Genomic DNA, 21,140 nt, shown 5'->3' on the forward strand with positions numbered 1-21,140 from the left:
AAGCAGGCAGCGCCGTTTTCGATTCGGTTCCCGCGGACATACTGCCGTTTGCGCTACCAGCGTATATGCTTCGTGCGGGGATCATCGGGCATTTGAACACGAACCGAAACAGGACAAATTCGCGCTCGGCCGCGCAGGCTGACCGCCAAGGGTAAGGCGAGACAAACGGCCCCGCCGCTTGCTTGGTCCGTAAGTAAATTCGCGAATCGACCAGTGTTTCAGACAAAGAGAATGGAATGAGGCCACAACAGCAGAACAGGCGTATGCGCGGTCGCGGCGGCAATAATAGCCGCAAGGGCCCTAACCCCCTCAGCCGCAGCTATGAAAGCAATGGGCCGGATGTAAAGATCCGCGGTACAGCGCAGCAGGTTGCCGATAAATATGCAACGCTTGCGCGCGACGCGCAAAGCAGCGGCGACCGCGTCATTGCAGAGAACTATCTCCAGCACGCTGAACACTATAACCGTATCATTGCGGCGGCTCAGGCTCAGCAGCAAGCGCAGCAGCAAAACCAGCAGCCTTCCCGTGACGATCGGGATGATGTGAACGGTGATTTCAACGAGCGCGAAGACCGCGATCAACAGGAAGGCCGTCGCGATCAGCAGGAAGGCCGTGAAGCGTCGGCTTCAGCAGCGGATCAGCCCCGGCGGAAGGGCGATCAGCAGCAGGAGCAACGGATCGATGACGGTTCCGGCCCGCAGCCCGAATTCGACGGTGTGCCCGTCGAGGTTATTCTCAAAGAAGGCGAGAAGAACCGCGCCAACGGCGCCGCCAATGGCCATGACAAGGCTGCCAAGTCCAACGGCGAGGATAAGGTCAACGGTGCGGGTGCGAAAAAGGCATCCAAGTCCGCCGATAACGGGGACGTGAAGAAAACGGCTGCCGGAGAGGCGGAGGAGAAGCCGAAGCGTATTCGGCGAACGCGAGCGAAGAAGACGGTGGAACCGTCCGACAGCGATAAGAAGACGTCCGACTCGTCAGACAACAGTGAATCCAAAAGCGAGGAAGCCGCCACTGCGGAGTAATATCTTCATCAGCAGACCGGTTATCTTTGCTAAAGCGGCGGGCCTCCCGCCGCTTTGCTTTTGTGTGCTCTACTTGTCCCGGCAAAAAAATATTCCCATATCTCGTCCGGTTGGACTCGCCGCATATCGGTGCCGAAATTCTATCGGGCCGTAGGGAGTCCGTCACATTGGCCTGTCTGACGCCGCAAAGCGGGTCGGCAAGGAAATGGAGACGTGAATGGACATTGAAAAGTATTCCGAACGAGTGCGCGGTTTTATCCAATCCGCACAAACTCTCGCTCTTACGAGCAATCACCAGCAGTTTACGCCCGAGCACATCCTGAAGGTGCTGGTGGACGACGATGAGGGGCTTGCTGCCTCGCTCATCGAGCGGGCCGGCGGCAGCGTGAAAGATGTCAGGCTCGGCGTCGAGGCCGCGCTGGAGGCGATGCCGAAGGTGGAAGGCGGCAGTGGGCAGCTCTACCTGGCGCAACCCCTGGCGAAAGTCTTCGCCACAGCGGAAGAGGCAGCCCGAAAGGCCGGCGACAGCTATGTCACGGTGGAACGGCTTCTGACGGCACTCGCCATCGAAAAATCCGCAAAGGCGGCCGACATCCTGGCCAAGGCCGGAGTGACGCCGACCGCTCTCAATCAAGCGATCAATGATCTGCGCAAGGGCCGCACGGCCGATTCGGCAAGTGCCGAAGAGGGTTATGATGCGCTGAAGAAATATGCGCGTGATCTGACGGCGGATGCTCGTTCGGGCAAGCTCGACCCCGTGATCGGGCGCGACGAGGAAATTCGCCGCACCATTCAGGTGCTTTCGCGGCGTACCAAGAACAACCCGGTGCTTATCGGCGAGCCGGGCGTCGGCAAGACGGCGATTGCCGAAGGGCTTGCCCTGCGCATCATCAATGGCGACGTGCCCGAATCGTTGAAAGACAAGCAACTCATGGCGCTGGACATGGGTGCGCTGATTGCCGGTGCGAAATACCGTGGTGAATTCGAGGAACGGCTGAAGGCGGTCCTTTCCGAAATTCAGGCAGCCTCGGGCGGCATCATTCTCTTCATCGACGAGATGCACACGCTGGTCGGTGCCGGCAAGGCAGAAGGCGCGATGGACGCGTCCAACCTTCTGAAACCAGCGTTGGCACGCGGAGAGTTGCACTGCATCGGCGCGACGACTATGGACGAATACCGCAAGCACGTTGAGAAGGACGCCGCTCTCGCCCGCCGCTTCCAACCGGTTTACGTGAATGAGCCGACGGTGGAAGACACCATTTCGATCCTGCGCGGGCTGAAGGAGAAATACGAGCAGCACCACAAGGTGCGTGTCTCGGATTCTGCGCTGGTTTCTGCGGCTCAGCTTTCAAACCGTTACATCACGGACCGTTTTCTGCCCGATAAGGCCATCGACCTCGTGGATGAGGCGGCTTCGCGGCTGAGAATGCAGGTCGATTCCAAGCCCGAGGAGCTGGATGAGCTCGACCGTCGGATCATGCAGCTCAAGATCGAGCGCGAGGCCCTGCGTTCGGAAACGGACGAAGCTTCCAAGGACAGACTGGAAAAGCTCCAGAAGGAGCTTGCAGATCTGGAAGAAGAATCGGATCGGCTCAGCAGCGCTTGGGCATCCGAGAAGGACAAGCTGGGGCTCGCCGCCGATCTGAAGCGGCAGCTTGATGAGGCGCGCAACGAGCTGGCGATTGCCCAGCGCAAGGGTGAATTCCAGCGGGCCGGCGAACTGGCCTATGGCCGCATTCCGGAATTGGAGAAGAAACTCACGGAAGCTGAAACGCGGGACAATACCGGCTCCATGGTCGAAGAGACGGTCACCCCGGACCACGTGGCGCATATCGTCTCGCGCTGGACTGGCATTCCGGTGGATAAGATGCTGCAGGGCGAGAAGGAGAAGCTCCTGCGCATGGAGGATGAGCTTTCCACGCGGGTTGTCGGCCAAGGCGAGGCCGTTCAGGCGGTCTCCAAGGCGGTCCGGCGTGCCCGTGCCGGCCTGCAGGATCCCAATCGGCCGATCGGTTCCTTCATGTTCCTCGGCCCCACCGGCGTGGGCAAAACGGAGCTGACCAAGGCGCTGGCCAACTTCTTGTTCGACGACGAGCAAGCCATGGTGCGCATCGACATGTCCGAATTCATGGAAAAACATTCCGTGGCCCGGCTCATCGGTGCGCCTCCGGGCTATGTCGGCTATGAGGAAGGTGGCGTACTGACCGAAGCCGTTCGGCGCAGGCCTTATCAGGTGATTCTTTTCGACGAGATCGAGAAGGCGCACCCGGACGTCTTCAACGTGCTCTTGCAGGTACTCGACGACGGCCGGCTCACCGACGGCCAGGGGCGCAAGGTGGACTTCCGCAACACGCTGATCATCATGACGTCGAACCTCGGGGCCGAGTACCTCGTCAATCTCGGCGAGGGCGAGGACGTCGATAAGGTTCGCGACGAAGTGATGGGCGTGGTGCAGGCCTCGTTCCGGCCCGAGTTCCTGAACCGGGTGGACGAGATCATCCTCTTCCACCGCCTGCGCCGGCAGGATATGGGCCAGATCGTACGGATTCAGCTTGGTCACATCGAGCAGTTGCTCGAGGATCGTAAGATCGGTCTGGATGTGGACAATGACGCTATCGACTGGCTGGCCAACAAAGGCTACGACCCTGCGTATGGTGCTCGTCCGCTCAAACGTGTGATGCAGAAGGAACTGCAGGACCCACTTGCGGAACAGATCCTGATGGGCAAAATCTATGACGGGTCGGCAGTGAAGGTCACCGCCGGGTCTGACCGGCTGAACTTCCGGTCTCGCAAGAATGCCGAGGAGACGGCCGAAGAGGCGGCATAAACGTGGGGAGGCGCAGATGACACTTGAAGGTTACAATGCCTTCTGCGCCTCCCTCCCCCATACGACCCATGTGGTGCAGTGGGGTGGAGCCCATGTATGGAAAGTGGCCGGCAAGGTTTTTGCCATCGCTGGCTGGAGCGAGAAAGACGAGCTTGCGGTCACCTTCAAGTGTTCTTCGACTGCCTACGATATTCTCCAGGAACAGCCGGGGCTTCGCCCCGCGCCTTACCTCGCCTCCCGCGGAATGAAATGGATCCAGCGCCAGACGCCCGAAAAGATGGATGATGCGGCGCTCTTGGAATATCTACGCGAAAGCCATCGGATCGTGGCATCCGGATTGCCCAGGAAAACGCAGCGGGAACTCGGACTCGCCGAAGTTTGAAGCCGGCTCCAATTCTAGCGGACATGACGTCCCACTTCGCTCTGACCGGAGGAATCATCGGTGCACTTCGACACCGCATAGTGATGTATAGCCGACTAACAAAACGAGTTTAAAAACATTTATCCGGCTCAATAACTCCCGAGCTTGATCTCCGGCGTATAATCGACCCCGTCCACTTCCTTATAGACCGCCTGGCCGCAGCGCATGACCTTGGCTTCGGGGTCATAGGCATAGGTCGGCGTACCATGAAGCAGCCACCCCTTGTTCAGAGCCGCTGTCACCTTATGGCAGAAGCTGGAATCGTCCGGCCCGGTCAGAAAACGATAGAGTCTCATTCGCCCCTCTCCCTGATATGCTCATGTTTCTTCAGCAGAGCCTCGGCCTGCTCCAGATGCAGTCGCTCGATCATGCGTCCATCTACGGAAACGACGCCGCGATGACGGTTTTCCGGCTTCGCGAATTCCGCCACGATCATTTCCGCTTCCGCGACCTCATCGGCTGTAGGCGAAAAGGCCTTGTTTGCGGGTGCGATCTGGCCCGGGTGAATAAGCGTCTTTCCGTCGAACCCCATGGCGCGCGCCTCTTCGCATTCCCGGCCAAACGCCTCGAGATCACGGAAATTGTTCGACACGCCGTCAAGCGCGGTGAGATTGCCGGCGCGGGCGGCGAGCACGATCTGCATCAGCCAAGGCAGGAGGAGATTTCGTCCTCCGTCCGTCGAAACCCGCGTTTCCTTTACCAGGTCATTGGTGCCCGCAACGACGCATGAGAGCCTCGCCGCCGGATCCCGGCCCAGCTCGGCAAGCGCCCCGATATTCAGCACCGCACGTGGCGTCTCGATCATGGCCCACAGGCGCAGGGAAGCTCCTGCATCAGTTTCGTCAAGAGCCGCATCGGCATCGAGAATGTCGCGCGGCCCATCGACTTTGGGCAGGAGAATGGCATCCGGCCTGCAGGCGCGCGCTGCCAGGAAATCTTCCGTGCCCCATTCGCTCGAAAACGAATTGATGCGAACAATGACCTCGCAATCGGGACGGTCACTGCCGCTCAGGAACGAGCGGAGACGCTCGCGCGCAGGTTCCTTCTCCTCGGGGCCGACCGCATCCTCGAGGTCGTAAATGACAGCGTCACAAGCAAGCGAAGCGCTCTTTCGCAGCGCCCTTTCGTTGCTGGCCGGCACATAGAGAACGGAGCGGCGGAGACGTGAAAGAGGCTCATGCATGGTGACTTCTTGGCCTACACGGATGACGTTCGCAAGGGTCTTTGCGTAGCGCGCCGGCTTGATGTAAAGAATGTCTCCAAGTCTGGTTACCCGAACAGGTCCGAAAAATGGAAAAATTCACAACGCTCACCGGCGTCGCCGCTCCCCTGCCGATCGTCAATGTCGATACCGACATGATCATCCCCAAGGATTATCTGAAGACGATCAAGCGGACGGGGCTTGGCACGGGTCTTTTCGCCGAGATGCGATACAATCCGGATGGGTCGGAGATCGAGGATTTCGTGCTGAACAAGCCGGCTTATCGCAACGCCAAGATCCTGGTTGCCGGCGACAATTTCGGCTGCGGATCTTCCCGCGAGCACGCGCCCTGGGCGCTGGCCGATTTCGGTATCCGCTGCGTAATTTCCACCAGCTTCGCCGACATCTTCCACAACAACTGCTTCAAGAACGGCATCCTGCCCATCACCGTCAGCCCGGAAGAACTTGAGGCGCTGATGGACGATGCCGAGCGCGGCTCCAATGCCACCCTGACCGTGGATCTGGAGAAGCAGGAGATCAAGGGGCCCGATGGCGGTGTGATCAAATTCGAGATCGACGCCTTCAAGCGGCATTGTCTGCTCAACGGCCTAGACGATATCGCCCTGACGCTGGAGAAGGCGCCGGAAATCGACTCCTTCGAACAGAAATACGGCGAAAGCCGCCCTTGGGCGTAAGAGTGCGGCGTCTGATCTCCACCGGATCGCCCTTCGAGGAGATCGCCGGCTACAGCCGGGCGGTGGTTGATGGCGATTGGTGCTTCGTCTCCGGCACGACCGGCTATGACTACGCCACCATGATCATGCCGGACAGCGTGGAAGAGCAGACGCGTAATTGCCTTGCCACGATCAACGCGGCGCTCACCGAGGCCGCGTTTGAAATGGCGGATGTGGTGCGGGCGCACTATTATGTGACGGACCGCTCCTATGTGGATCGGGTTTTCCCGATCCTCGGCGAGTCCTTTGGCGAGATCCGACCGGCGGCGACGATGATCGTCTGCGAACTCAACAAGCCGGAAATGAAGATCGAGATCGAGGTGACGGCTCTCAGGCGCAATCGCGCCCGCGCCTGATCGTTCTTCATCTTGCGCAAGACGGTCCCGCGCTTTAGCAAGGGCACGGGTTCAATTTCCGAGAGGCACAAATGACAACGCGCAAGCTCCTTCTTCTTCCCGGCGACGGCATCGGCCCCGAGGCAATGGCCGAGGTGGAAAAGCTCATCAATGTGATGAATTCGGAGTTTGGTGCCGGCTTCGAAACGGAGACGGGGCTTGTCGGCGGCTCGGCTTACGATGCGCACAGCCAATCGATCTCTGATGCCGATATGGATCGTGCGCTAGCGGCGGACGCGGTTCTCTTCGGAGCCGTCGGGGGACCGAAATGGGACGGTGTGCCCTATGAGGTGCGGCCCGAGGCCGGCCTCCTGCGGCTGCGCAAGGAGATGGAGCTTTTCGCCAATCTGCGCCCGGCAATCTGCTATCCGGCGCTGGCGGACTCGTCGTCCCTGAAAAAGGATGTGGTCGAAGGGCTCGATATCCTCATCGTGCGCGAGCTGACGGGCGGGGTCTATTTCGGCGAGCCGAAGGAAATCATCGATCTCGGCAACGGGCAGAAGCGCGGTATCGACACGCAGGTCTACGACACCTTCGAGATCGAGCGCATTTCCGGCGTGGCCTTCGAGCTGGCGCGTACGCGCCAGAACAAGGTCTGCTCGATGGAAAAGCACAACGTCATGAAGTCGGGCGTGCTGTGGAAGGACGTCGTGGCCGCCACGCACAAGGCGAAGTATTCCGACGTCGAGCTCACCCATATGCTGGCCGATGCCGGCGGCATGCAGCTCGTTCGCTGGCCCAAGCAGTTCGACGTGATCGTGACCGACAATCTCTTCGGCGATATGCTGTCGGATGTGGCGGCGATGCTCACGGGCTCGCTCGGCATGCTGCCGTCCGCTTCGCTCGGCGCACCCGATCCCAAGACCGGCAGCCGCAAGGCGCTTTATGAGCCGGTGCACGGCTCCGCGCCTGATATCGCCGGGAAAGGCATCGCCAACCCCATCGCCATGATCGCCTCCTTCGCCATGTGCATGCGCTATTCCTTCAACATGGTCGAGGAAGCGGACAGGCTCGAAAAGGCGATTGCGGCCGTACTGGACGACGGTCTGCGTACGGGCGATCTGATGTCCGAGGGAATGCGCGAAGTCAGCACCAGCGCGATGGGCGACGCTATCGTGGAGAAGTTTCGCGCGCTTTCCGCCTGATTTCGATCAGGCGAGCGCCAGAACGATTGACAGCACCACGAGCCCGATCAAACCGCCGAAGAATATCGCGCGGCGAAGCGGCGTCTTGAGCACGACATAGCCCTGCCGGGCCTTACTGGCTGGATATGTGGCTGGTTTGCGTTTTTCGTCCATTTCATTTCCTCGCCCCGGTCAATCGGGGCGGGCGCAAAATGTTCCCTACTAGAGGAAACCGATAAAGCGGCCGCAGACGAGTACGCCGATCCAGAGCAGGATTGAGAAGGTAGCAAACCAGCGTGCGCCGCGTTTCGCGAGGGGCATGCCGTCTGCATCCGATGCAGTGAGGTGCAGGATGAGCAGGTTGAGACCGGCAAAAGCGATCAGCAGCATCTTGAGTTGAAAGGCCGGATTGAAGACATACTCGCTGGCGCGGATCGAGAAGAGGGAAGCACCGGTGAGCACGGCACCGCCGAAAGCCAAAAGCGCCACCCGGCGCATGAGATGCAGGAACGACTGAAGCGGCTGTGCCTGCAGGAAGCCCAGGATACGCATATCCATCAGGAGAACACCCGTCAGGAGAACGCCGATCGAGAGAATGTGCGCGGCGTTAACGAGCGGATAGGCATAGAAGGAGATCCTGAGTGCGCGGACGGGCGCAAGCTGCTCAATGGCAGACAGGAACTCCAATCAGGCCGCCCCGGGAAAGCGCGCGTGGACGGGGCTCTTGTCAGTTGCTCGGCACGCGTCCGGGATATACGTCATAGGTGTTTCCATCCACGATGATGCGCACGGCCTTCATGCGCCTTTCATTTTGGTCCAGCGAGCGATGGCCAATCGCAGTGATTGTATCGCCGACGCTGGCCGTGCCTTCCTCGAAGCCGGCGGCGATGGTTCGTGAAGGTGGCGCGAGGTCGACACGCCAGACTTCTGCCTCGACATCGATATCCAGCGTTGCGTGCGGATTGCCGACATAGATCTCGGCAATGGTGCCCTCAAGCTCGAAAAAACCGTCCTCGGTCCAGGACCATCCATGATGGGCGACGGCCTGAGCCAGGAATGCAGCCAAAAATCCGATAGTCGATAGTGCCGCGAGTGAAGAACGCATTGGAGAAATCATAGCCGTCTCCCTGATTGGCCTTTGATACAAGGTACGGCTTCAATGCCGTGGGTCAATTCACGTTCCGGCGAGCACCACGACAAACCATCCACTCGGGATGCACAATTGACTTCGCCGCGATTCAGCGTAAAAACGCAAGCGGAAACGGAGACCGTCTGGATGCGCGCTCACTTCTCTGCGCCGAAGATTGCCAGCCTGCTTATCGCTGCCGGGAACGGTGGCGTCGGTTCCCGCTTTACCACGACGACGGCCAAAACAACCGCCAAAACGGTCTGATCTTCCTTGGCCCGCTCGCTCTCTCCCCGAGACAGGCCGGGGAGGAGAAGCCCGCAGGCCGGCGGGCCCAATCCATAAGCCACGCGGAGAGGACAGGAGTTTCGACCCATGGGTTTCAAGATCGCTGTTGCCGGCGCCACAGGAAATGTCGGCCGGGAAATGCTGAATATTCTGGAAGAGCGCGGTTTTCCCGCCGATGAGGTGGTGCCGCTGGCTTCGCGCCGTTCCGTAGGCACGGAGGTGTCCTACGGCGACAAGACACTGAAGGTGAAGGCGCTGGACGGCTACGACTTCTCCGACACGGATATCTGCCTCATGTCCGCAGGCGGATCCATCTCCAAGGAGTACTCACCGAGAATCGGCCAGCAGGGCTGCGTCGTCATCGATAACTCGTCGGCCTGGCGCTACGACCAGGACGTACCGCTTATCGTGCCGGAGGTGAACCCGGATGCGGTGGAGGGCTTCCGTAAGAAAAACATCATCGCCAATCCGAATTGCTCCACAACCCAGCTCGTCGTTGCCATGAAGCCGCTGCATGACAAGGCGACGATCAAGCGCGTGGTCGTGGCCACCTATCAGTCGGTCTCCGGCTCGGGCAAGGAAGGCATGGACGAGCTCTTCGAGCAGACACGCGCCGTTTACGTCGCCGACCCGATCGAGGCGAAGAAGTACACGAAGCGCATCGCCTTCAATTGCATTCCGCATATCGACGTTTTCATGGAAGACGGCACCACCAAGGAAGAATGGAAGATGGTGGTCGAAACCAAGAAGATGTTGGACCCCAAGATCAAGCTTTCGGCCACCTGCGTGCGCGTTCCCGTCTTCATCGGTCATGGTGAGGCCGTGAACCTGGAATTCGAGAATCCGATCACGGCAGACGAAGCCCGCGACATCCTGCGGGATGCGCCGGGATGCCAGGTGATCGACAAGCATGAGGATGGCGGCTACGTCACACCGCATGAAAGCGCTGGCGAGGACGCGACCTATATCAGCCGCATCCGCGAGGATTCGACTGTGGATAATGGCCTGTCCCTGTGGGTCGTCTCGGACAATCTGCGCAAAGGCGCGGCACTCAACACAATCCAGATTGCCGAATTGTTGGTGGCACGCGGGCTTATCCAGCCAAAGAAGCAGGCCGCCTGACGGCGATGGCTAGCGATCTCGTCCTGCGTTCTCCAGGACCGGCGGATGCGGACGAGATTGCATGTGTCATGCGCGCGGCGCTCGACGCCTTCGACTGGATGCCAAGGCTGCATACGCCGGAGGAGGACCGCGCCTTCATTTCCGGACATGTGCTGCCGCATCAGCGGGTGACCGTTGCCGCAGCAGGCGAGGGAATCGTCGGCTTCATCGCTGTACACGGCGAGTGGGTCGAGCAGCTTTACCTGAAGCCCGGCTGGACCGGGCGCGGCATAGGAAACCGGCTGCTCGGCAGCGCAACCGTCGGCATACCGACCGTCAGGCTTTACTGCTTCCAGGCCAATGGCGGAGCCCGCCGCTTTTACGAGCGGCGTGGATTCAAGGCCGAGGCCTTCGGTGACGGCAGCGAAAACGAGGAGGGGCTGCCGGACATCCTGTACGTGCGCCGCTCTCCGTCTCAGCAAGCGTAGACACGCAAACCCGTTCCCGCGCTCCCGGTATTCGAGTTTCACTTGTCATCAGAACGCGCGGCATCGTCGCCACGCCCGGTTTCTTCACCGTCTGGCCTTTGGTTAATCGGGAAACGGGGCGCGTGGTCCGAGCCTCTCTATTAATTTAAGTGGCGCGTTCCACGCGCCCCGCCGGCCGCTGTCCCGCGGTTGGCCGGTCACTCGGGCCTCCTCGCCTTCCCGGCTGCACCCAATTAGGGGGTGGTCTTGGCCGGGCCGAAGAAGAAACCCTAGCGGCTTCTCCGCGGCTGCCCGACACCGTCTCTCACCCGGTGCCCGGTTTTTCCGGCGATGCTGTCTGTCACCCAGCACCCCGGCGCCGCCGGCCTGTTGCGGGCCCTCACATGCCTCCAGGTACCGGATCCCTGGAGGGGGAGGCTGCCGCCGCCCTCCCTGATCCCCGGTCCGGACCCGGTTCCCGCGAGGGCGATGGATCCGATGATAAGAGCGGCTGGATGTCGTAGGATAAAATCAGTCGAAAAAAGCTCGAACTTTCTTCTGATATCGAGCAAAAACAACTGCTTATCTGCCGAGACAATGTCTGAGGCGCCATTTTTTATCCCCGCGCGGGATGCTTTTCGGAGGCGCCGGCGTGTGTCGTCAATGCTCTGGCATGGATACCAGGGTCGACGCCCTGGTATGACGAAGGCGGAGATGTCTGCGCTAATCTTGAACGTCGGTGATTGGTCGAAACGTCCTCCACCTCGTCATCCCAGGACTTGATCCTGGAAGGGTGAAGACCCGCTTTCTGCCTTCGGTGTAGAAATGCATGGCGGCGGGCGTTTCGGTTTTCAGGATTTCGCCGTCGAAGAGTCCCTCGACCACCAGTGCCGTGACGCTGCATTGTCAGCACGCGGGATTTTCCGCGTTCCATCTACTTGAGCTTTCATACTCCATGCGGCACGCAGATGGACGTGGAATCTGCTTAGATCATGCTCCGTGCAGCGGCCGGTCATCCACCGTTTCCTCAATCCGCGCCATATCGTCGTCCGACAGCCCGAAATGGTGTCCGAGTTCGTGGATCAGTACATGGGCGACGATATCGCCCAGCGTCTCGTCGTTCTCGGTCCAGTAGTCGAGGATCGCGCGGCGGTACAGCGTGATGCGGTTCGGCCCCTCACCGGTGGCCGGGTTCCAGCGTTCGGCGATTCCGAGCCCCTCGAAAAGGCCGAGCAGGTCAAATGGCGTTTCCAGCGCCAGATGGTCCATAATCTCCTCGCTGGGAAACTCGGCGACCCTAATGATGACGTCACCCGTCAGCTTACGAAAATCATCCGGCAGATTGGCATAGGTTTCCATCGCCAGAAGTTCGATTTCCGAAAGTGAGGGGGAAAGCTGGTTTTGCCAGGCTCGTGTCTGATAATTGCGTGCCATTTTTTACCCTTTGACGCGCATATAGCGCTTTCGGAGCCAGGATTCGAGAGTGCTCTGCACAACAGCCGCTTAAGGGCCGAAGATAAGTGCCGCGCCGAAGGAATAAAATCCTTCTTGACTCTCGGAGCAAGGTTTGGAATCCATAAGAACATAACAGGAACATTTCGTCAGGAGCGAACGGCATGGCACGCTTTGCCATGGCGCAGGAGAAGATTTATGCCTTGCGTCGGGAAATAGCCAGGATCGAGGGCCGACAGCCCGAGCGGTTTGCTGCGCCGACAGAGAATGGCGGTGAAACCGTTCTGCGCCATGACGGGCGGGCAGAGGGCTTGCATGTCCCGACATTCACGGAAACAGGCACGCCGCATTTCGATGCTGCACTTGGCGGCGGTCTGCAGCAGGCTGCCCTTACGGAAATCGTCGGCCGTGAAAGCCGCGACGGCGGCATCGTTTCCGGCTTTGCCCTGGCCCTGGCAGCCATGGCGTCCCGGAATGGCCGCGATGAAGAGCAGCGGCCCCGGCCGGTTCTCTGGGTCGGCATGGCGGATATGCTCCTTGAGACCGGCTTTCCCTATGCGCCCGGCGTGGAGCAATTCTTCGATCTGGCGCCCGATCGCCTCCTTATGACATGCGCAAGGCGGCTTGAAGATGCGCTCTGGGTGGCCGAAGAGGCGGCCCAATCGGGCGGACTTTCCGCAGTGTTCCTGGAAATTCGCGGCAACCCCGCCCGCCTCGACCTGACGGCCACCCGGCGCCTGCACCACCGGGCGCGGGAGGCGGGCCGTCCCGTTTTCCTCATCCGCCATTCGGCCGAACCGGAGCCCACGGCCGCGCCCACGCGCCTTGTCATTTCTCCTGCGCCTTCATCCCCGCGGGAGACCCTGGCCGGCGCACTCTCCCGCTCCATCGGCCCTCCGGCTTTTTCCGTCGCCCTGGCCAGGAGCCGGATCGGAAGAAACGAAAACTTCCTACTGGAATGGAACCCTCATGATTTCACTTTCCGGGAAAGAGTCTCCATCAGAGACCGACCTGTTCAGGAAAATGCCCGAACATCAGGGCCGCAGGATCCTCGCGGTCTGGTTCCCGCATCTTCCGTCAGATCGGGTTCTGCGGCGCAGGCATGGGGCGGATTGGCGCCTCAGAGAAGGAAAAGGCGCGCAGGTTGATTTTCCGCCGTTGGTCATCAGCCACCGCCAGGAGAACGCCCAACGCATCATGGCTCTGGATGAAAGCGCCGAAAGTCTCGGCCTCAGGCCGGGAACAGGCATTGCCGATGCACGGGCCATGCATCCGCAGATCGAGATTCTCGAAGCCGATCCGGATGCGGACAGGCGATTGCTGGAGAGCCTGGCGGATTGGTGCGACCGCTTCACGCCATTAGTGGGGCTTGATGGCCGGGACGGCCTTTTTCTCGACATCAGCGGCTGCGCGCATCTTTTCGGCGGGGAAGATGCGATGCTGGACGAGATTGTTCATCGCCTTTCCGGGCAGGGCTTCGATGTGCGTGCCGGCCTCGCTTCAACGCCAGGGGTGGCCTGGGCCGCTGCCCGTTATTTTGAAGGAAGCAACCGCAATGTGCCGGCGGGCGCGGAGGAGGAGAGGCTTTCTCCCTTGCCGCTTTCCGCCCTGCGTATAGACGGAAAGACCCGAACAAACCTTGAGAGCGTCGGCTTGCGCCATGTCGGAGCACTGCTTTGCGCTCCTCGTGCGCCACTCTCCCGCCGTTTTGGACGCATGTTGCTCACCCAGCTGGACCAGGCCTTGGGAACAGTCGAGGAGGTCACCTCTCCCCGTCTTCCCGTGGCGCCGCTTTCCGTCGAACGCCGCCTGGCGGAATCGATCGGCACCATAGAGGGTATTGAACAATTGATCCTGCTTCTTGCCCGGTCTTTGAAAGACGATCTGGAACGGCGCGGCGAGGGTGCAAGGCGCCTGCAGCTTTCTCTTTTCCGTGTTGACGGTGTCGTAAGGCGCATCCCGGTGGGCACTGCCCGCCCGATGCGCGACCCACAAGCCATTGCACGGCTCTTTCACGAGCGCTTGACGGCGCTCGAAAACAGTCTGGATCCCGGTTACGGTTTCGATCTTCTGCGCCTGTCGGTTATCGTCGCCAGACCATTTTCCACATCACAGGCGGATTTCTCGGGACAGTCTGCGCGGGAAGAGGAGGGACTTTCCCTGCTCACCGACCGCATTCGCGCGCGGCTCGGCAGCAGCGCTATTCTGTCCCCTGCCCTGGCTGAAAGTCATGTGCCCGAGCGCAGGGCTCGGTTCAGGCCCTTGTGTGATGATGTGCCCGGCAAGCCCGCGAAAACCGTCCCCTCGCATGGTGCACCACCGACAAGCCCCCGCCCCATCCGCCTTCTGGAGAAGCCTGAACCGGTCGAGGCTTCGGCAGAGGTTCCCGAAGGCCCGCCCCTTTCCTTTCGCTGGCGGCGCGCGCTTTACCGCGTGGCCCGCGCCGAGGGGCCGGAACGCATCGCCTCCGAGTGGTGGCTTGAAGATACGCCCGCGCCCGAGCGGGACTATTTCCGTATCGAGGATGTTGAGGGCCGCCGCTACTGGCTCTACCGGGAAGGACGCTATGGAGATGCCACCGCGCCGCGCTGGTTCCTGCACGGGATTTTCCCATGAGCGCGACCGCAACCCCTGCCTATGCCGAATTCGCCGTGCAGTCGAATTTCTCCTTTCTGCGCGGTGCTTCGAGGCCGGAAGAGCTGGTCGTCGCGGCCAAGCTGCTCGGCTTTTCCGCTGTTGGTCTCGCCGACTGCAACACCGTGGCGGGCGTGGTGCGGGCGTGGAGCCAGTCCAGAAACATCGTCCTGGAGGAAGGGGACGAGCCAACCTCGATTCCCTATCATCCCGGCTGCCGGCTCGTCTTTGCCGACGGCACGCCGGACATTCTCGCCTATCCGCAGGATCGCCGGGGCTGGGGTCATCTCTGCCGCATGCTGACACAGGCGAATATGCGCGAGGAAAGCGAGAAGGGAGCGCCTATCCTTCTCGTGGACGATCTCTTCGAATGGGGAGAGCGCATCTCCCTCGCCGTCCTGCCTGTGCTTGATAAGCCGACCGAGGAAACGCTCGCTTTCCTCAAGCGCCTGAAGGACCGGTTCGGGCGTTCCGTCTGGCTTGCCGTGGCAGCCTGTTATGATGGGGATGACCGTTTCCGGCTGGCCCAGGCGGCAAACATGGCGGAGGCATCCCGCCTGCCGATGATGGCGGTCAACAATGTGCTCTATCACGCGGCGGAAAAGCGTCCGCTGCAGGATGTGCTCACCGCTATCCGGCTGAACGTACCAGTCTCAGAGGCAGGCTTTGCCCTTGAGGCCAATGCCGAACGCCACCTGAAGCCGCCGGAGGAAATGACACATCTTTTCCGTCACTATCCCGAGGCGCTCATCGAGACGCAACGATTTGCTGAGAGCCTGTCGTTTTCGCTTGGGGAACTCAAGCACAACTATCCCGACGAGCCCACCGAATCCGGCCTTCCGGCCCAGGAAGAACTCGAGCGCCTTACCTGGGAAGGGGCGCAGGAGCGCTTCGAGGGCGACGTTCCCGAGAAGATGAAGAAGCTCATTCGCAAGGAGCTGGCGCTTGTCGAAGAACAAAATTATGCGCGCTATTTTCTCACCGTCCACGACATCATGCGGTTTGCGCGCGCAGAAGGAATCTTGTGCCAGGGACGCGGCTCGGCGGCCAATTCCATCATCTGCTACTGTCTGCGCATTACGGATGTCGGGCCCGACATCATGGATCACCTGCTCGAGCGCTTCATCTCCGCGGAACGCGGCGAGCCGCCCGATATCGACGTGGATTTCGAGCACGATCGGCGCGACGAGGTCATCGCCTATATCTACAAGAAATACAGCCAGAAACACACCGCGCTTGCCGCCTCGGTGGTCACCTATCGCGGTCGCTCGGCGCTCAGGGAAGTGGCCAAGGCGCTCGGCCTTTCCGAGGATGTCATGACGGCGCTTTCCGGCTCGATCTGGGGCTGGTCAAGTGCCGAGGTTGGCGACATGGAGACCGGGGCCGCCGGCCTCGATAAGACCGACCCCCGGACAAGGCATCTGGTCGAACGCGCCAATGAAATCCTGGGTTTCCCGCGCCACCTGTCCCAGCATGTGGGCGGCTTCGTCATCACAAAAGACAGACTCGACGAGATCGTCCCCATCGTGAAGACGGCGATGGAGGAGCGCAAGATGGTCGAGTGGGACAAGGACGACCTCGATGCCGTCGGCCTCCTCAAAGTCGATGTTCTGGCGCTCGGCATGCTCTCCTGCCTGCGCCGGGCCTTCGACATTCTGGAGCAGAACTATCCAACCGATTTTGGCGAAAGGCTGACGCTCGCGACAATTCCGAAGGAAAGAAAGCCCGTCTATGACATGATCAGCCGCGCCGACACGATCGGTGTGTTCCAGGTTGAATCCCGGGCACAAATGTCAATGCTCCCGCGCCTGAAGCCGAAGGAATTCTACGATCTTGTCATCGAGGTGGCCATTGTGCGGCCTGGGCCGATCCAGGGCGATATGGTGCATCCCTATCTGCGCCGGCGCGAAGGAAAGGAGCCTATCGTATATCACAGCGAAGTGCTGGAACGCATCCTGCGCAAAACGCTGGGTGTCCCTCTGTTCCAAGAACAGGCGATGAAAATCGCCATTGAGGCCGGTGGTTTCGAACCCTGGGAAGCCGACCAATTGCGGCGTGCCATGGCGACCTTCAAGCGAACGGGGACCATTCGCAATTACAAGAAAAAGATGATCGATGGCATGGAGGCGCGCGGCTATCCGCGCGAGTTCGCCGAACGCTGCTTCAAGCAGATCGAAGGTTTTGGCGAGTACGGCTTTCCCGAAAGTCACGCCGCCTCCTTCGCGCTCCTTGTCTATGCCTCCGCCTGGTTCAAGGCCTATTATCCGGATGTCTTCTGCGCGGCGATCCTCAATTCCCAGCCCATGGGTTTTTATGCGCCCGCACAGCTCGTGCGCGATGCGCGTGAGCATGGGGTGGAGGTCCGGCCCGTGGATATCAACGCCTCCGAATGGGACTGCACCCTGGAGAACGCGCCCTTCGATCCCGCCCGCGTAGCTGCACGCCATGCAGATATGCGCGTCACGATCGAGAGCCGGCATGCCGTCCGGCTCGGCTTTTGCCAGATCAAGGGCCTGTCCAAGACCGACATGGAACGGTTCGTCGCCAATCGCGGGGAAGGCTATGTCTCGGTTCATGATCTATGGTTGCGCTCGGGCCTGACCCGGAGCGCGATTACGCGCCTTGCGGAGGCGGACGCATTTCGCTCGCTCGGCCTCGACAGGCGCGCAGCGCTCTGGGCGGTCCAGGCGCTGGATGATGCCCGACTGGCCGAGCGGCTGCCGCTTCTGGACCGACCCGATCTCGACCATGCCGAACGAGAGCCGGAAATGCGTCTGCCTGCCATGCCGCTCGGCGAGCATGTGGTCCATGACTATCGGGCGCTGGGGCTCTCCCTCAAGGCGCATCCCGTCTCCTTCCTGCGTCGCAGGCTCGACAGGGAGGCAGTCGTTCCCAATGCCCGTCTGGAAGACCTGCGCAATGGCCGGCGCGTTTCCGTTGCCGGAATTGTGCTCATCCGCCAGCGACCCGGCACGGCCAACGTCATCTTCATGACCATCGAGGATGAAACGGGTGTCGCAAACATTGTCGTCTGGGACAAAGTGTTCAAGCAATTTCGGCCGCAGGTTCTGGGCGCGCGTTTCGTGCGGGTCACCGGAAAGCTGCAAATCGCCTCCGGTGTCATTCATGTCATCGCCGAGCGTATCGAGGACCGGAGTGGAATGCTCGGCGCCCTCCTGCGTGACGACGAACAACTGGAGGATTACGTGCGCACCGAAACGGTTTCACAGAAGCGTCCGGAGTTCCATGCGGCGCTGCCGCATTCTAACGCGGTGGCCGTCATGCCCAAGGGGCGAAACTTCCATTGAGATCTATCGGCGTGCTTCGTCTTCACTCAAGGGTCGCGCTTCCGAGGGAAGCATAATCGGCACGCCGTCGCGCACCGGATAGGCGAGCCGAGCCCCTTTCGAGATAAGTTCATTCCGTGCCGCATCCCACTCGAGCGGCTTCTTGGAAACGGGGCAGACCAGAAGCTGCAGGAGTTTGGGTTCGACCAGCCTGTGACCTGAATGCTCTTCCGTCATTGCCGGTCTATCCCAAAGCACCCTGGGCGTGTTCCGCTCCTAGGAAAACAGGAGCGAAGACAACTTGCGCCGGGCCTTCAGCGACGCCGGATCGCTCATGCCCCACGCTTCGAAAAGCTCGAGCAGCTTGGTTCGTGCGGCCCCGTCCTGCCAGTCACGATCCGCTTTGATGATCGCAAGCAGGCTGTCGGCGGCTTCGTCGCGATCATCCCGGGCATTCTGGATCAGCGCCAGATCGAAACGCGCCTGATGATCTGAAGGATCGGCATCGAGTCGCTTCTGCAGCTCGATCGGATCGCCGAGGTCGGCCACCTGCTCGGCAAGCTTGATCTTCGCCTGTACGGCCGCAACCGCAGGAACATCCTTCTTCGCCTCCGGTACGCGGTCGAGCACGGATTTCGCCTCATCAACCTGCCCGGCTTCGAACAGGAGGTCGGCCAGTCCGCCGAGCGCATCGGCATTTTCCGGCTCCTGTTGAAGGACCGCTGAATAGATCTGCGCCGCGCCCTGCTGGTCGCCTGCATCGCGCGCCTGGGTGGCCGCGGCAAGCGCCTCTTTCACCTGGTCCTGGCCACTGCCGGCTGCGAGCTTGTTGATCAATTCGCGTATCTGGCTTTCCGGCACCGCGCCCATGAAGCCGTCGACGGGCTGCCCGTTCTGGAAGGCGAGCACGGCGGGGATGGATTGAATGCCGAGCTGACCCGCAATGGCGGGATGCTCATCAATGTTCATCTTGACCAGCTTCACCTTGCCGCCGGCTTCGTTCACCACCTTCTCAAGGATTGGCGTGAGCTGCTTGCACGGACCGCACCAAGGCGCCCAAAAATCCACAAGCACCGGCTGGTTCTTTGATTCCTCGATCACATCCTTGGAAAAGGCGGCCGTAGAGGTGTCCTTGATGAGACTGGCTGCTGTCGAGCCGGGTTCTGACAGAACTCCCGGGCTCTGACTGTCTTGCGGCGGTGTCCCGAAACTGACATTCGTCACCGGCTGGCCACCGCCTCCGCCAAAGGGATTGTCGTGGTCGCTCATTGCTGTCCCTTCGTGTGCTGCATGCTCTTTAGCATGCCAATATGACGACTGCCCGCCTCAGGGCAAGCGCAGTGGTCGTGATGTGGCGATTATTGCGAAACTTTCAAGACGAGCGGCTCGTGCCCGACAGCCTGGAGGAAGGAAAGCAGGTCCGCCTTGCCGATCGAAATCGTTGCCTCATTATGCAGAGGGTGACCATTGATGATGTCGTTTTCCATCAGCGTTTCGTCCAGCACGACGGTTACCTTGCGTTGCGTATCGTTGATGACGCCGAAGACGGTCACCGCACCCGGCTGGACGCCGAGCGATTCCATAAGCTCATCCGGCTTGCCGAAGGAGACCCGTCCCGAGGCGCCGATGATCGTGTGAATGGTCTTGAGGTCGACCTCCGCATCCTCGTCAACCGTGACAAGGTAGAAGTTCTTCTTTTTATCCTTCAGGAAAAGGTTTTTCGTGTGCCCACCGGGAATCGTACCGCGCAGTGATCGCGATTCTTCCACCGTGAAAAGAGGCGGGTGCTCGTGATGCGCCACTTCGAGTCCGAGTTTGGCGAGGTGGCTTAACAATTCTTCCGGAGTTTTCGGCAATTTCTTTCCTCCGCGCTTTTTAGCAGATCTGTATCGGCTGCACTCCTGCATTGGCAAGACCGGCATGTGCGGAAAAGAGCGTCGCGGTGTGATGGAAACTTGCGAATTTGCTGTTGCATTCGACCGTAACATCAGCCATATAAGCGCCGCTTGCGGCATTCGCCGTTATGAGCGGGTGTAGCTCAGGGGTAGAGCACAACCTTGCCAAGGTTGGGGTCGAGGGTTCGAATCCCTTCGCCCGCTCCAGTTTCCAAGTCTTCCAAAGCCGCAGAACTCCGCGGCTTTCGTGCTTCCAAGGCGGTTGAAATCGCGATCCGAAATCCCACCTCAAGTGACCAGGGTTACCGCGCGGTTACCAGATTGCGGATTCGGCGCAGCGTGAAATCGCTGTGTTCGCCCGCTGTCAGGCGATCAATGATCCACCTCCAGAATGTGAGCGTCAGCCCGAACGTTACCCCCTTGGGATGGCTCCAGCCCTACTCCCGCAGCCAGTACTCCAATGAAGGACAGTGACTGAACTGATGAGAAAGAATGCTATCCCGGGTTTCCACGATCGCCGCAAGCACGCGGCGGAGGCACGCCAGGCCATGCTGGAGAAATTCCGTGCGGCGCCGGGGCCGGATGATCCCCGCATGATCGAAAAACGCCGCGAGCGCGAAGCGATCGCCAAGGCCAGGGCGGAACGGCATGCCGAGCGCGAGCGCGCCCGGCAGGAGCAGGAGGCTGAGCTCGCCCATCAGGCCGAGATCGCGGCGAGGACTGCCGCGGACGCCGAGCGCCTTGCCGTCGAGGAAGCGGCGCGCCTTGCCGCCGAAGAGGCCGAGCGCGAGGCTCTTCTCAAGGCCGAGCAGAAGGCCAGCCGCGACGCGCGCTACGCCGCCCGCAAGGCCGCAAAGAAGGACCGTCGCAAGGGCGGCAGCCGCGAGAGGGGCTACTGACGGCTGCTTTCCTGGATGCCTGCAACTATGTCACATCTCCTTGCAGCGGACCAAAAGCTGCGTCCTACGGTCCTCCCGCGAGGGCACCGATTACAACCATGGCAAGGTCGTCGAGATCAATCTCGCCGTCGACGCGGATTCTATGGCCATCCTGTGACACTTTGAGATCGTCGGGCCTGAGCTGCGCCTGACGCTTCAGTTCATCGGCGATTGCTTCCTTCACTTTCTCTTCCAGCATACCGCTCTCCAGGTTAGGTGGTCGGA

Annotated in this window: 22 protein-coding genes, 1 tRNA gene and 1 pseudogene; 13 read left to right on the forward strand and 11 right to left on the reverse strand. The window is 60.6% G+C overall.

The window, feature by feature from the left end; all coding sequences use genetic code 11:
- Positions 1–236 precede the first annotated feature (236 nt).
- The 3 genes from LY631_RS14185 to LY631_RS14195 all read left to right on the forward strand — a co-directional run bounded on the left by LY631_RS14185 (position 237) and on the right by LY631_RS14195 (position 4,234).
- Positions 237–1,025 carry a DUF4167 domain-containing protein gene (locus LY631_RS14185; protein WP_274426126.1) on the forward strand — a complete coding sequence of 263 codons (789 nt, stop codon included), beginning with the start codon at positions 237–239 and terminating at the stop codon, positions 1,023–1,025.
- A 217-nt stretch (positions 1,026–1,242) separates the two neighbouring features.
- Complete coding sequence (gene clpB / locus LY631_RS14190) at positions 1,243–3,852, forward strand: ATP-dependent chaperone ClpB (protein ID WP_274426127.1); 2,610 nt, start codon at positions 1,243–1,245, stop codon at positions 3,850–3,852.
- Between the two features lie 16 nt (positions 3,853–3,868).
- Positions 3,869–4,234, forward strand: a complete 366-nt coding sequence (locus LY631_RS14195; RefSeq protein WP_274426129.1) for an MmcQ/YjbR family DNA-binding protein — start codon at positions 3,869–3,871, stop codon at positions 4,232–4,234.
- Between the two features lie 128 nt (positions 4,235–4,362).
- Here LY631_RS14195 and LY631_RS14200 read toward each other — a convergent pair whose 3' ends face one another.
- A complete protein-coding gene (locus tag LY631_RS14200) occupies positions 4,363–4,569 on the reverse strand; it encodes a DUF1737 domain-containing protein (protein ID WP_274426130.1) in 207 nt (68 codons plus the stop codon).
- The gene (locus LY631_RS14205; protein ID WP_274426131.1) at positions 4,566–5,456 is read right to left on the reverse strand and encodes an HpcH/HpaI aldolase/citrate lyase family protein; all 891 of its coding nucleotides are present in this window, start codon (positions 5,454–5,456) and stop codon (positions 4,566–4,568) included. The genes LY631_RS14200 and LY631_RS14205 overlap by 4 nt, the downstream gene beginning before the upstream one ends.
- 107 nt (positions 5,457–5,563) lie before the next feature.
- On the opposite strand from LY631_RS14205, the gene leuD reads away from it, so the two are divergent.
- The 3 genes from leuD to leuB all read left to right on the forward strand — a co-directional run bounded on the left by leuD (position 5,564) and on the right by leuB (position 7,748).
- Positions 5,564–6,169 carry a 3-isopropylmalate dehydratase small subunit gene (leuD, locus tag LY631_RS14210; protein WP_274426132.1) on the forward strand — a complete coding sequence of 202 codons (606 nt, stop codon included), beginning with the start codon at positions 5,564–5,566 and terminating at the stop codon, positions 6,167–6,169.
- 2 nt (positions 6,170–6,171) lie between these two features.
- A complete protein-coding gene (locus LY631_RS14215; RefSeq protein WP_274426133.1) occupies positions 6,172–6,564 on the forward strand; it encodes a RidA family protein in 393 nt (130 codons plus the stop codon).
- Between the two features lie 71 nt (positions 6,565–6,635).
- A complete protein-coding gene (gene leuB, locus LY631_RS14220; RefSeq protein WP_274426135.1) occupies positions 6,636–7,748 on the forward strand; it encodes a 3-isopropylmalate dehydrogenase in 1,113 nt (370 codons plus the stop codon).
- 6 nt (positions 7,749–7,754) lie between these two features.
- Here leuB and LY631_RS14225 read toward each other — a convergent pair whose 3' ends face one another.
- The 3 genes from LY631_RS14225 to LY631_RS14235 are packed head-to-tail and all read right to left on the reverse strand — an operon-like array spanning position 7,755 to position 8,832.
- Entirely contained in the window at positions 7,755–7,901 is a 147-nt protein-coding gene (locus LY631_RS14225) for a peptide ABC transporter permease (protein ID WP_274426136.1), read from the reverse strand.
- Positions 7,902–7,949: 48 nt separating this feature from the next.
- A complete protein-coding gene (locus LY631_RS14230; protein ID WP_274426137.1) occupies positions 7,950–8,414 on the reverse strand; it encodes a hypothetical protein in 465 nt (154 codons plus the stop codon).
- Positions 8,415–8,454: 40 nt separating this feature from the next.
- A complete protein-coding gene (locus LY631_RS14235; RefSeq protein WP_274426173.1) occupies positions 8,455–8,832 on the reverse strand; it encodes a DUF6152 family protein in 378 nt (125 codons plus the stop codon).
- A gap of 396 nt (positions 8,833–9,228) precedes the next feature.
- Between LY631_RS14235 and LY631_RS14240 the strand changes: the two genes are divergently transcribed.
- Together LY631_RS14240 and LY631_RS14245 are read left to right on the forward strand one after the other, a co-directional pair.
- Positions 9,229–10,263, forward strand: coding sequence for an aspartate-semialdehyde dehydrogenase (locus LY631_RS14240; protein ID WP_274426138.1), 1,035 nt, complete (start codon positions 9,229–9,231; stop codon positions 10,261–10,263).
- Positions 10,264–10,268: 5 nt separating this feature from the next.
- Positions 10,269–10,730 (forward strand): GNAT family N-acetyltransferase, encoded by a 462-nt coding sequence (locus LY631_RS14245; protein WP_274426139.1) that lies wholly within the window; start codon positions 10,269–10,271, stop codon positions 10,728–10,730.
- Positions 10,731–11,432: 702 nt separating this feature from the next.
- Here LY631_RS14245 and LY631_RS20500 read toward each other — a convergent pair.
- Positions 11,433–11,603, reverse strand: a pseudogene (locus tag LY631_RS20500) (hypothetical protein); the annotation flags it as partial.
- Between the two features lie 96 nt (positions 11,604–11,699).
- On the reverse strand, positions 11,700–12,143 hold the full coding sequence (locus tag LY631_RS14250) for a metallopeptidase family protein (protein WP_274426140.1): 444 nt from the start codon (positions 12,141–12,143) through the stop codon (positions 11,700–11,702).
- Between the two features lie 182 nt (positions 12,144–12,325).
- Between LY631_RS14250 and LY631_RS14255 the strand changes: the two genes are divergently transcribed.
- Genes LY631_RS14255 through LY631_RS14265 form a run of 3 tightly spaced genes read left to right on the forward strand, consistent with a single transcriptional unit; the run spans position 12,326 to position 18,103 of the window.
- A complete protein-coding gene (locus LY631_RS14255; protein WP_274426142.1) occupies positions 12,326–13,309 on the forward strand; it encodes an ImuA family protein in 984 nt (327 codons plus the stop codon).
- 49 nt (positions 13,310–13,358) lie between these two features.
- Complete coding sequence (locus LY631_RS14260) at positions 13,359–14,777, forward strand: Y-family DNA polymerase (protein WP_445082889.1); 1,419 nt, start codon at positions 13,359–13,361, stop codon at positions 14,775–14,777.
- Positions 14,774–18,103, forward strand: a complete 3,330-nt coding sequence (locus LY631_RS14265; protein WP_274426144.1) for an error-prone DNA polymerase — start codon at positions 14,774–14,776, stop codon at positions 18,101–18,103. Before LY631_RS14260 ends, LY631_RS14265 begins: the two co-directional genes overlap by 4 nt.
- Positions 18,104–18,106: 3 nt before the next feature.
- Here the strand turns inward: LY631_RS14265 and LY631_RS14270 are convergent, their stop codons facing one another.
- The 3 genes from LY631_RS14270 to LY631_RS14280 all read right to left on the reverse strand — a co-directional run bounded on the left by LY631_RS14270 (position 18,107) and on the right by LY631_RS14280 (position 19,938).
- A complete protein-coding gene (locus LY631_RS14270) occupies positions 18,107–18,319 on the reverse strand; it encodes a Trm112 family protein (protein ID WP_274426145.1) in 213 nt (70 codons plus the stop codon).
- Between the two features lie 39 nt (positions 18,320–18,358).
- Positions 18,359–19,351, reverse strand: coding sequence for a thioredoxin (gene trxA / locus LY631_RS14275; RefSeq protein WP_274426147.1), 993 nt, complete (start codon positions 19,349–19,351; stop codon positions 18,359–18,361).
- Positions 19,352–19,440: 89 nt separating this feature from the next.
- Positions 19,441–19,938, reverse strand: a complete 498-nt coding sequence (locus LY631_RS14280) for a prolyl-tRNA synthetase associated domain-containing protein (protein WP_274426148.1) — start codon at positions 19,936–19,938, stop codon at positions 19,441–19,443.
- Between the two features lie 171 nt (positions 19,939–20,109).
- Here LY631_RS14280 and LY631_RS14285 point away from each other — a divergent pair.
- Positions 20,110–20,184: transfer RNA gene (locus tag LY631_RS14285), tRNA-Gly, on the forward strand.
- Between the two features lie 275 nt (positions 20,185–20,459).
- A complete protein-coding gene (locus tag LY631_RS14290; RefSeq protein WP_274426149.1) occupies positions 20,460–20,876 on the forward strand; it encodes a DUF6481 family protein in 417 nt (138 codons plus the stop codon).
- A 64-nt stretch (positions 20,877–20,940) separates the two neighbouring features.
- Here LY631_RS14290 and LY631_RS14295 read toward each other — a convergent pair whose 3' ends face one another.
- Positions 20,941–21,114, reverse strand: coding sequence for a hypothetical protein (locus LY631_RS14295; RefSeq protein ID WP_274426150.1), 174 nt, complete (start codon positions 21,112–21,114; stop codon positions 20,941–20,943).
- Between the last annotated feature and the right edge of the window lie 26 nt (positions 21,115–21,140).

Source organism: Chelativorans sp. YIM 93263 (genome assembly GCF_028767125.1).
Lineage (GTDB): Bacteria > Pseudomonadota > Alphaproteobacteria > Rhizobiales > Rhizobiaceae > Chelativorans.

Excerpts from the sequence above, each read along its gene's own strand:
- LY631_RS14295 (WP_274426150.1), bottom strand. The coding sequence starts at position 21,114 with ATGCTGGAAGAGAAAGTGAAGGAAGCAATCGCCGATGAACTGAAGCGT.
- LY631_RS14200 (WP_274426130.1), bottom strand. The coding sequence starts at position 4,569 with ATGAGACTCTATCGTTTTCTGACCGGGCCGGACGATTCCAGCTTCTGC.
- LY631_RS14270 (WP_274426145.1), bottom strand. The coding sequence starts at position 18,319 with ATGACGGAAGAGCATTCAGGTCACAGGCTGGTCGAACCCAAACTCCTG.
- LY631_RS14205 (WP_274426131.1), bottom strand. The coding sequence starts at position 5,456 with ATGCATGAGCCTCTTTCACGTCTCCGCCGCTCCGTTCTCTATGTGCCG.
- LY631_RS14260 (WP_445082889.1), top strand. The coding sequence starts at position 13,359 with ATGGCTCTGGATGAAAGCGCCGAAAGTCTCGGCCTCAGGCCGGGAACA.
- LY631_RS14265 (WP_274426144.1), top strand. The coding sequence starts at position 14,774 with ATGAGCGCGACCGCAACCCCTGCCTATGCCGAATTCGCCGTGCAGTCG.
- LY631_RS14185 (WP_274426126.1), top strand. The coding sequence starts at position 237 with ATGAGGCCACAACAGCAGAACAGGCGTATGCGCGGTCGCGGCGGCAAT.
- LY631_RS14250 (WP_274426140.1), bottom strand. The coding sequence starts at position 12,143 with ATGGCACGCAATTATCAGACACGAGCCTGGCAAAACCAGCTTTCCCCC.
- leuB (WP_274426135.1), top strand. The coding sequence starts at position 6,636 with ATGACAACGCGCAAGCTCCTTCTTCTTCCCGGCGACGGCATCGGCCCC.
- LY631_RS14240 (WP_274426138.1), top strand. The coding sequence starts at position 9,229 with ATGGGTTTCAAGATCGCTGTTGCCGGCGCCACAGGAAATGTCGGCCGG.
- LY631_RS14245 (WP_274426139.1), top strand. The coding sequence starts at position 10,269 with ATGGCTAGCGATCTCGTCCTGCGTTCTCCAGGACCGGCGGATGCGGAC.
- clpB (WP_274426127.1), top strand. The coding sequence starts at position 1,243 with ATGGACATTGAAAAGTATTCCGAACGAGTGCGCGGTTTTATCCAATCC.
- leuD (WP_274426132.1), top strand. The coding sequence starts at position 5,564 with ATGGAAAAATTCACAACGCTCACCGGCGTCGCCGCTCCCCTGCCGATC.
- LY631_RS14195 (WP_274426129.1), top strand. The coding sequence starts at position 3,869 with ATGACACTTGAAGGTTACAATGCCTTCTGCGCCTCCCTCCCCCATACG.
- LY631_RS14290 (WP_274426149.1), top strand. The coding sequence starts at position 20,460 with ATGAGAAAGAATGCTATCCCGGGTTTCCACGATCGCCGCAAGCACGCG.
- LY631_RS14255 (WP_274426142.1), top strand. The coding sequence starts at position 12,326 with ATGGCACGCTTTGCCATGGCGCAGGAGAAGATTTATGCCTTGCGTCGG.
- LY631_RS14235 (WP_274426173.1), bottom strand. The coding sequence starts at position 8,832 with ATGCGTTCTTCACTCGCGGCACTATCGACTATCGGATTTTTGGCTGCA.
- trxA (WP_274426147.1), bottom strand. The coding sequence starts at position 19,351 with ATGAGCGACCACGACAATCCCTTTGGCGGAGGCGGTGGCCAGCCGGTG.
- LY631_RS14225 (WP_274426136.1), bottom strand. The coding sequence starts at position 7,901 with ATGGACGAAAAACGCAAACCAGCCACATATCCAGCCAGTAAGGCCCGG.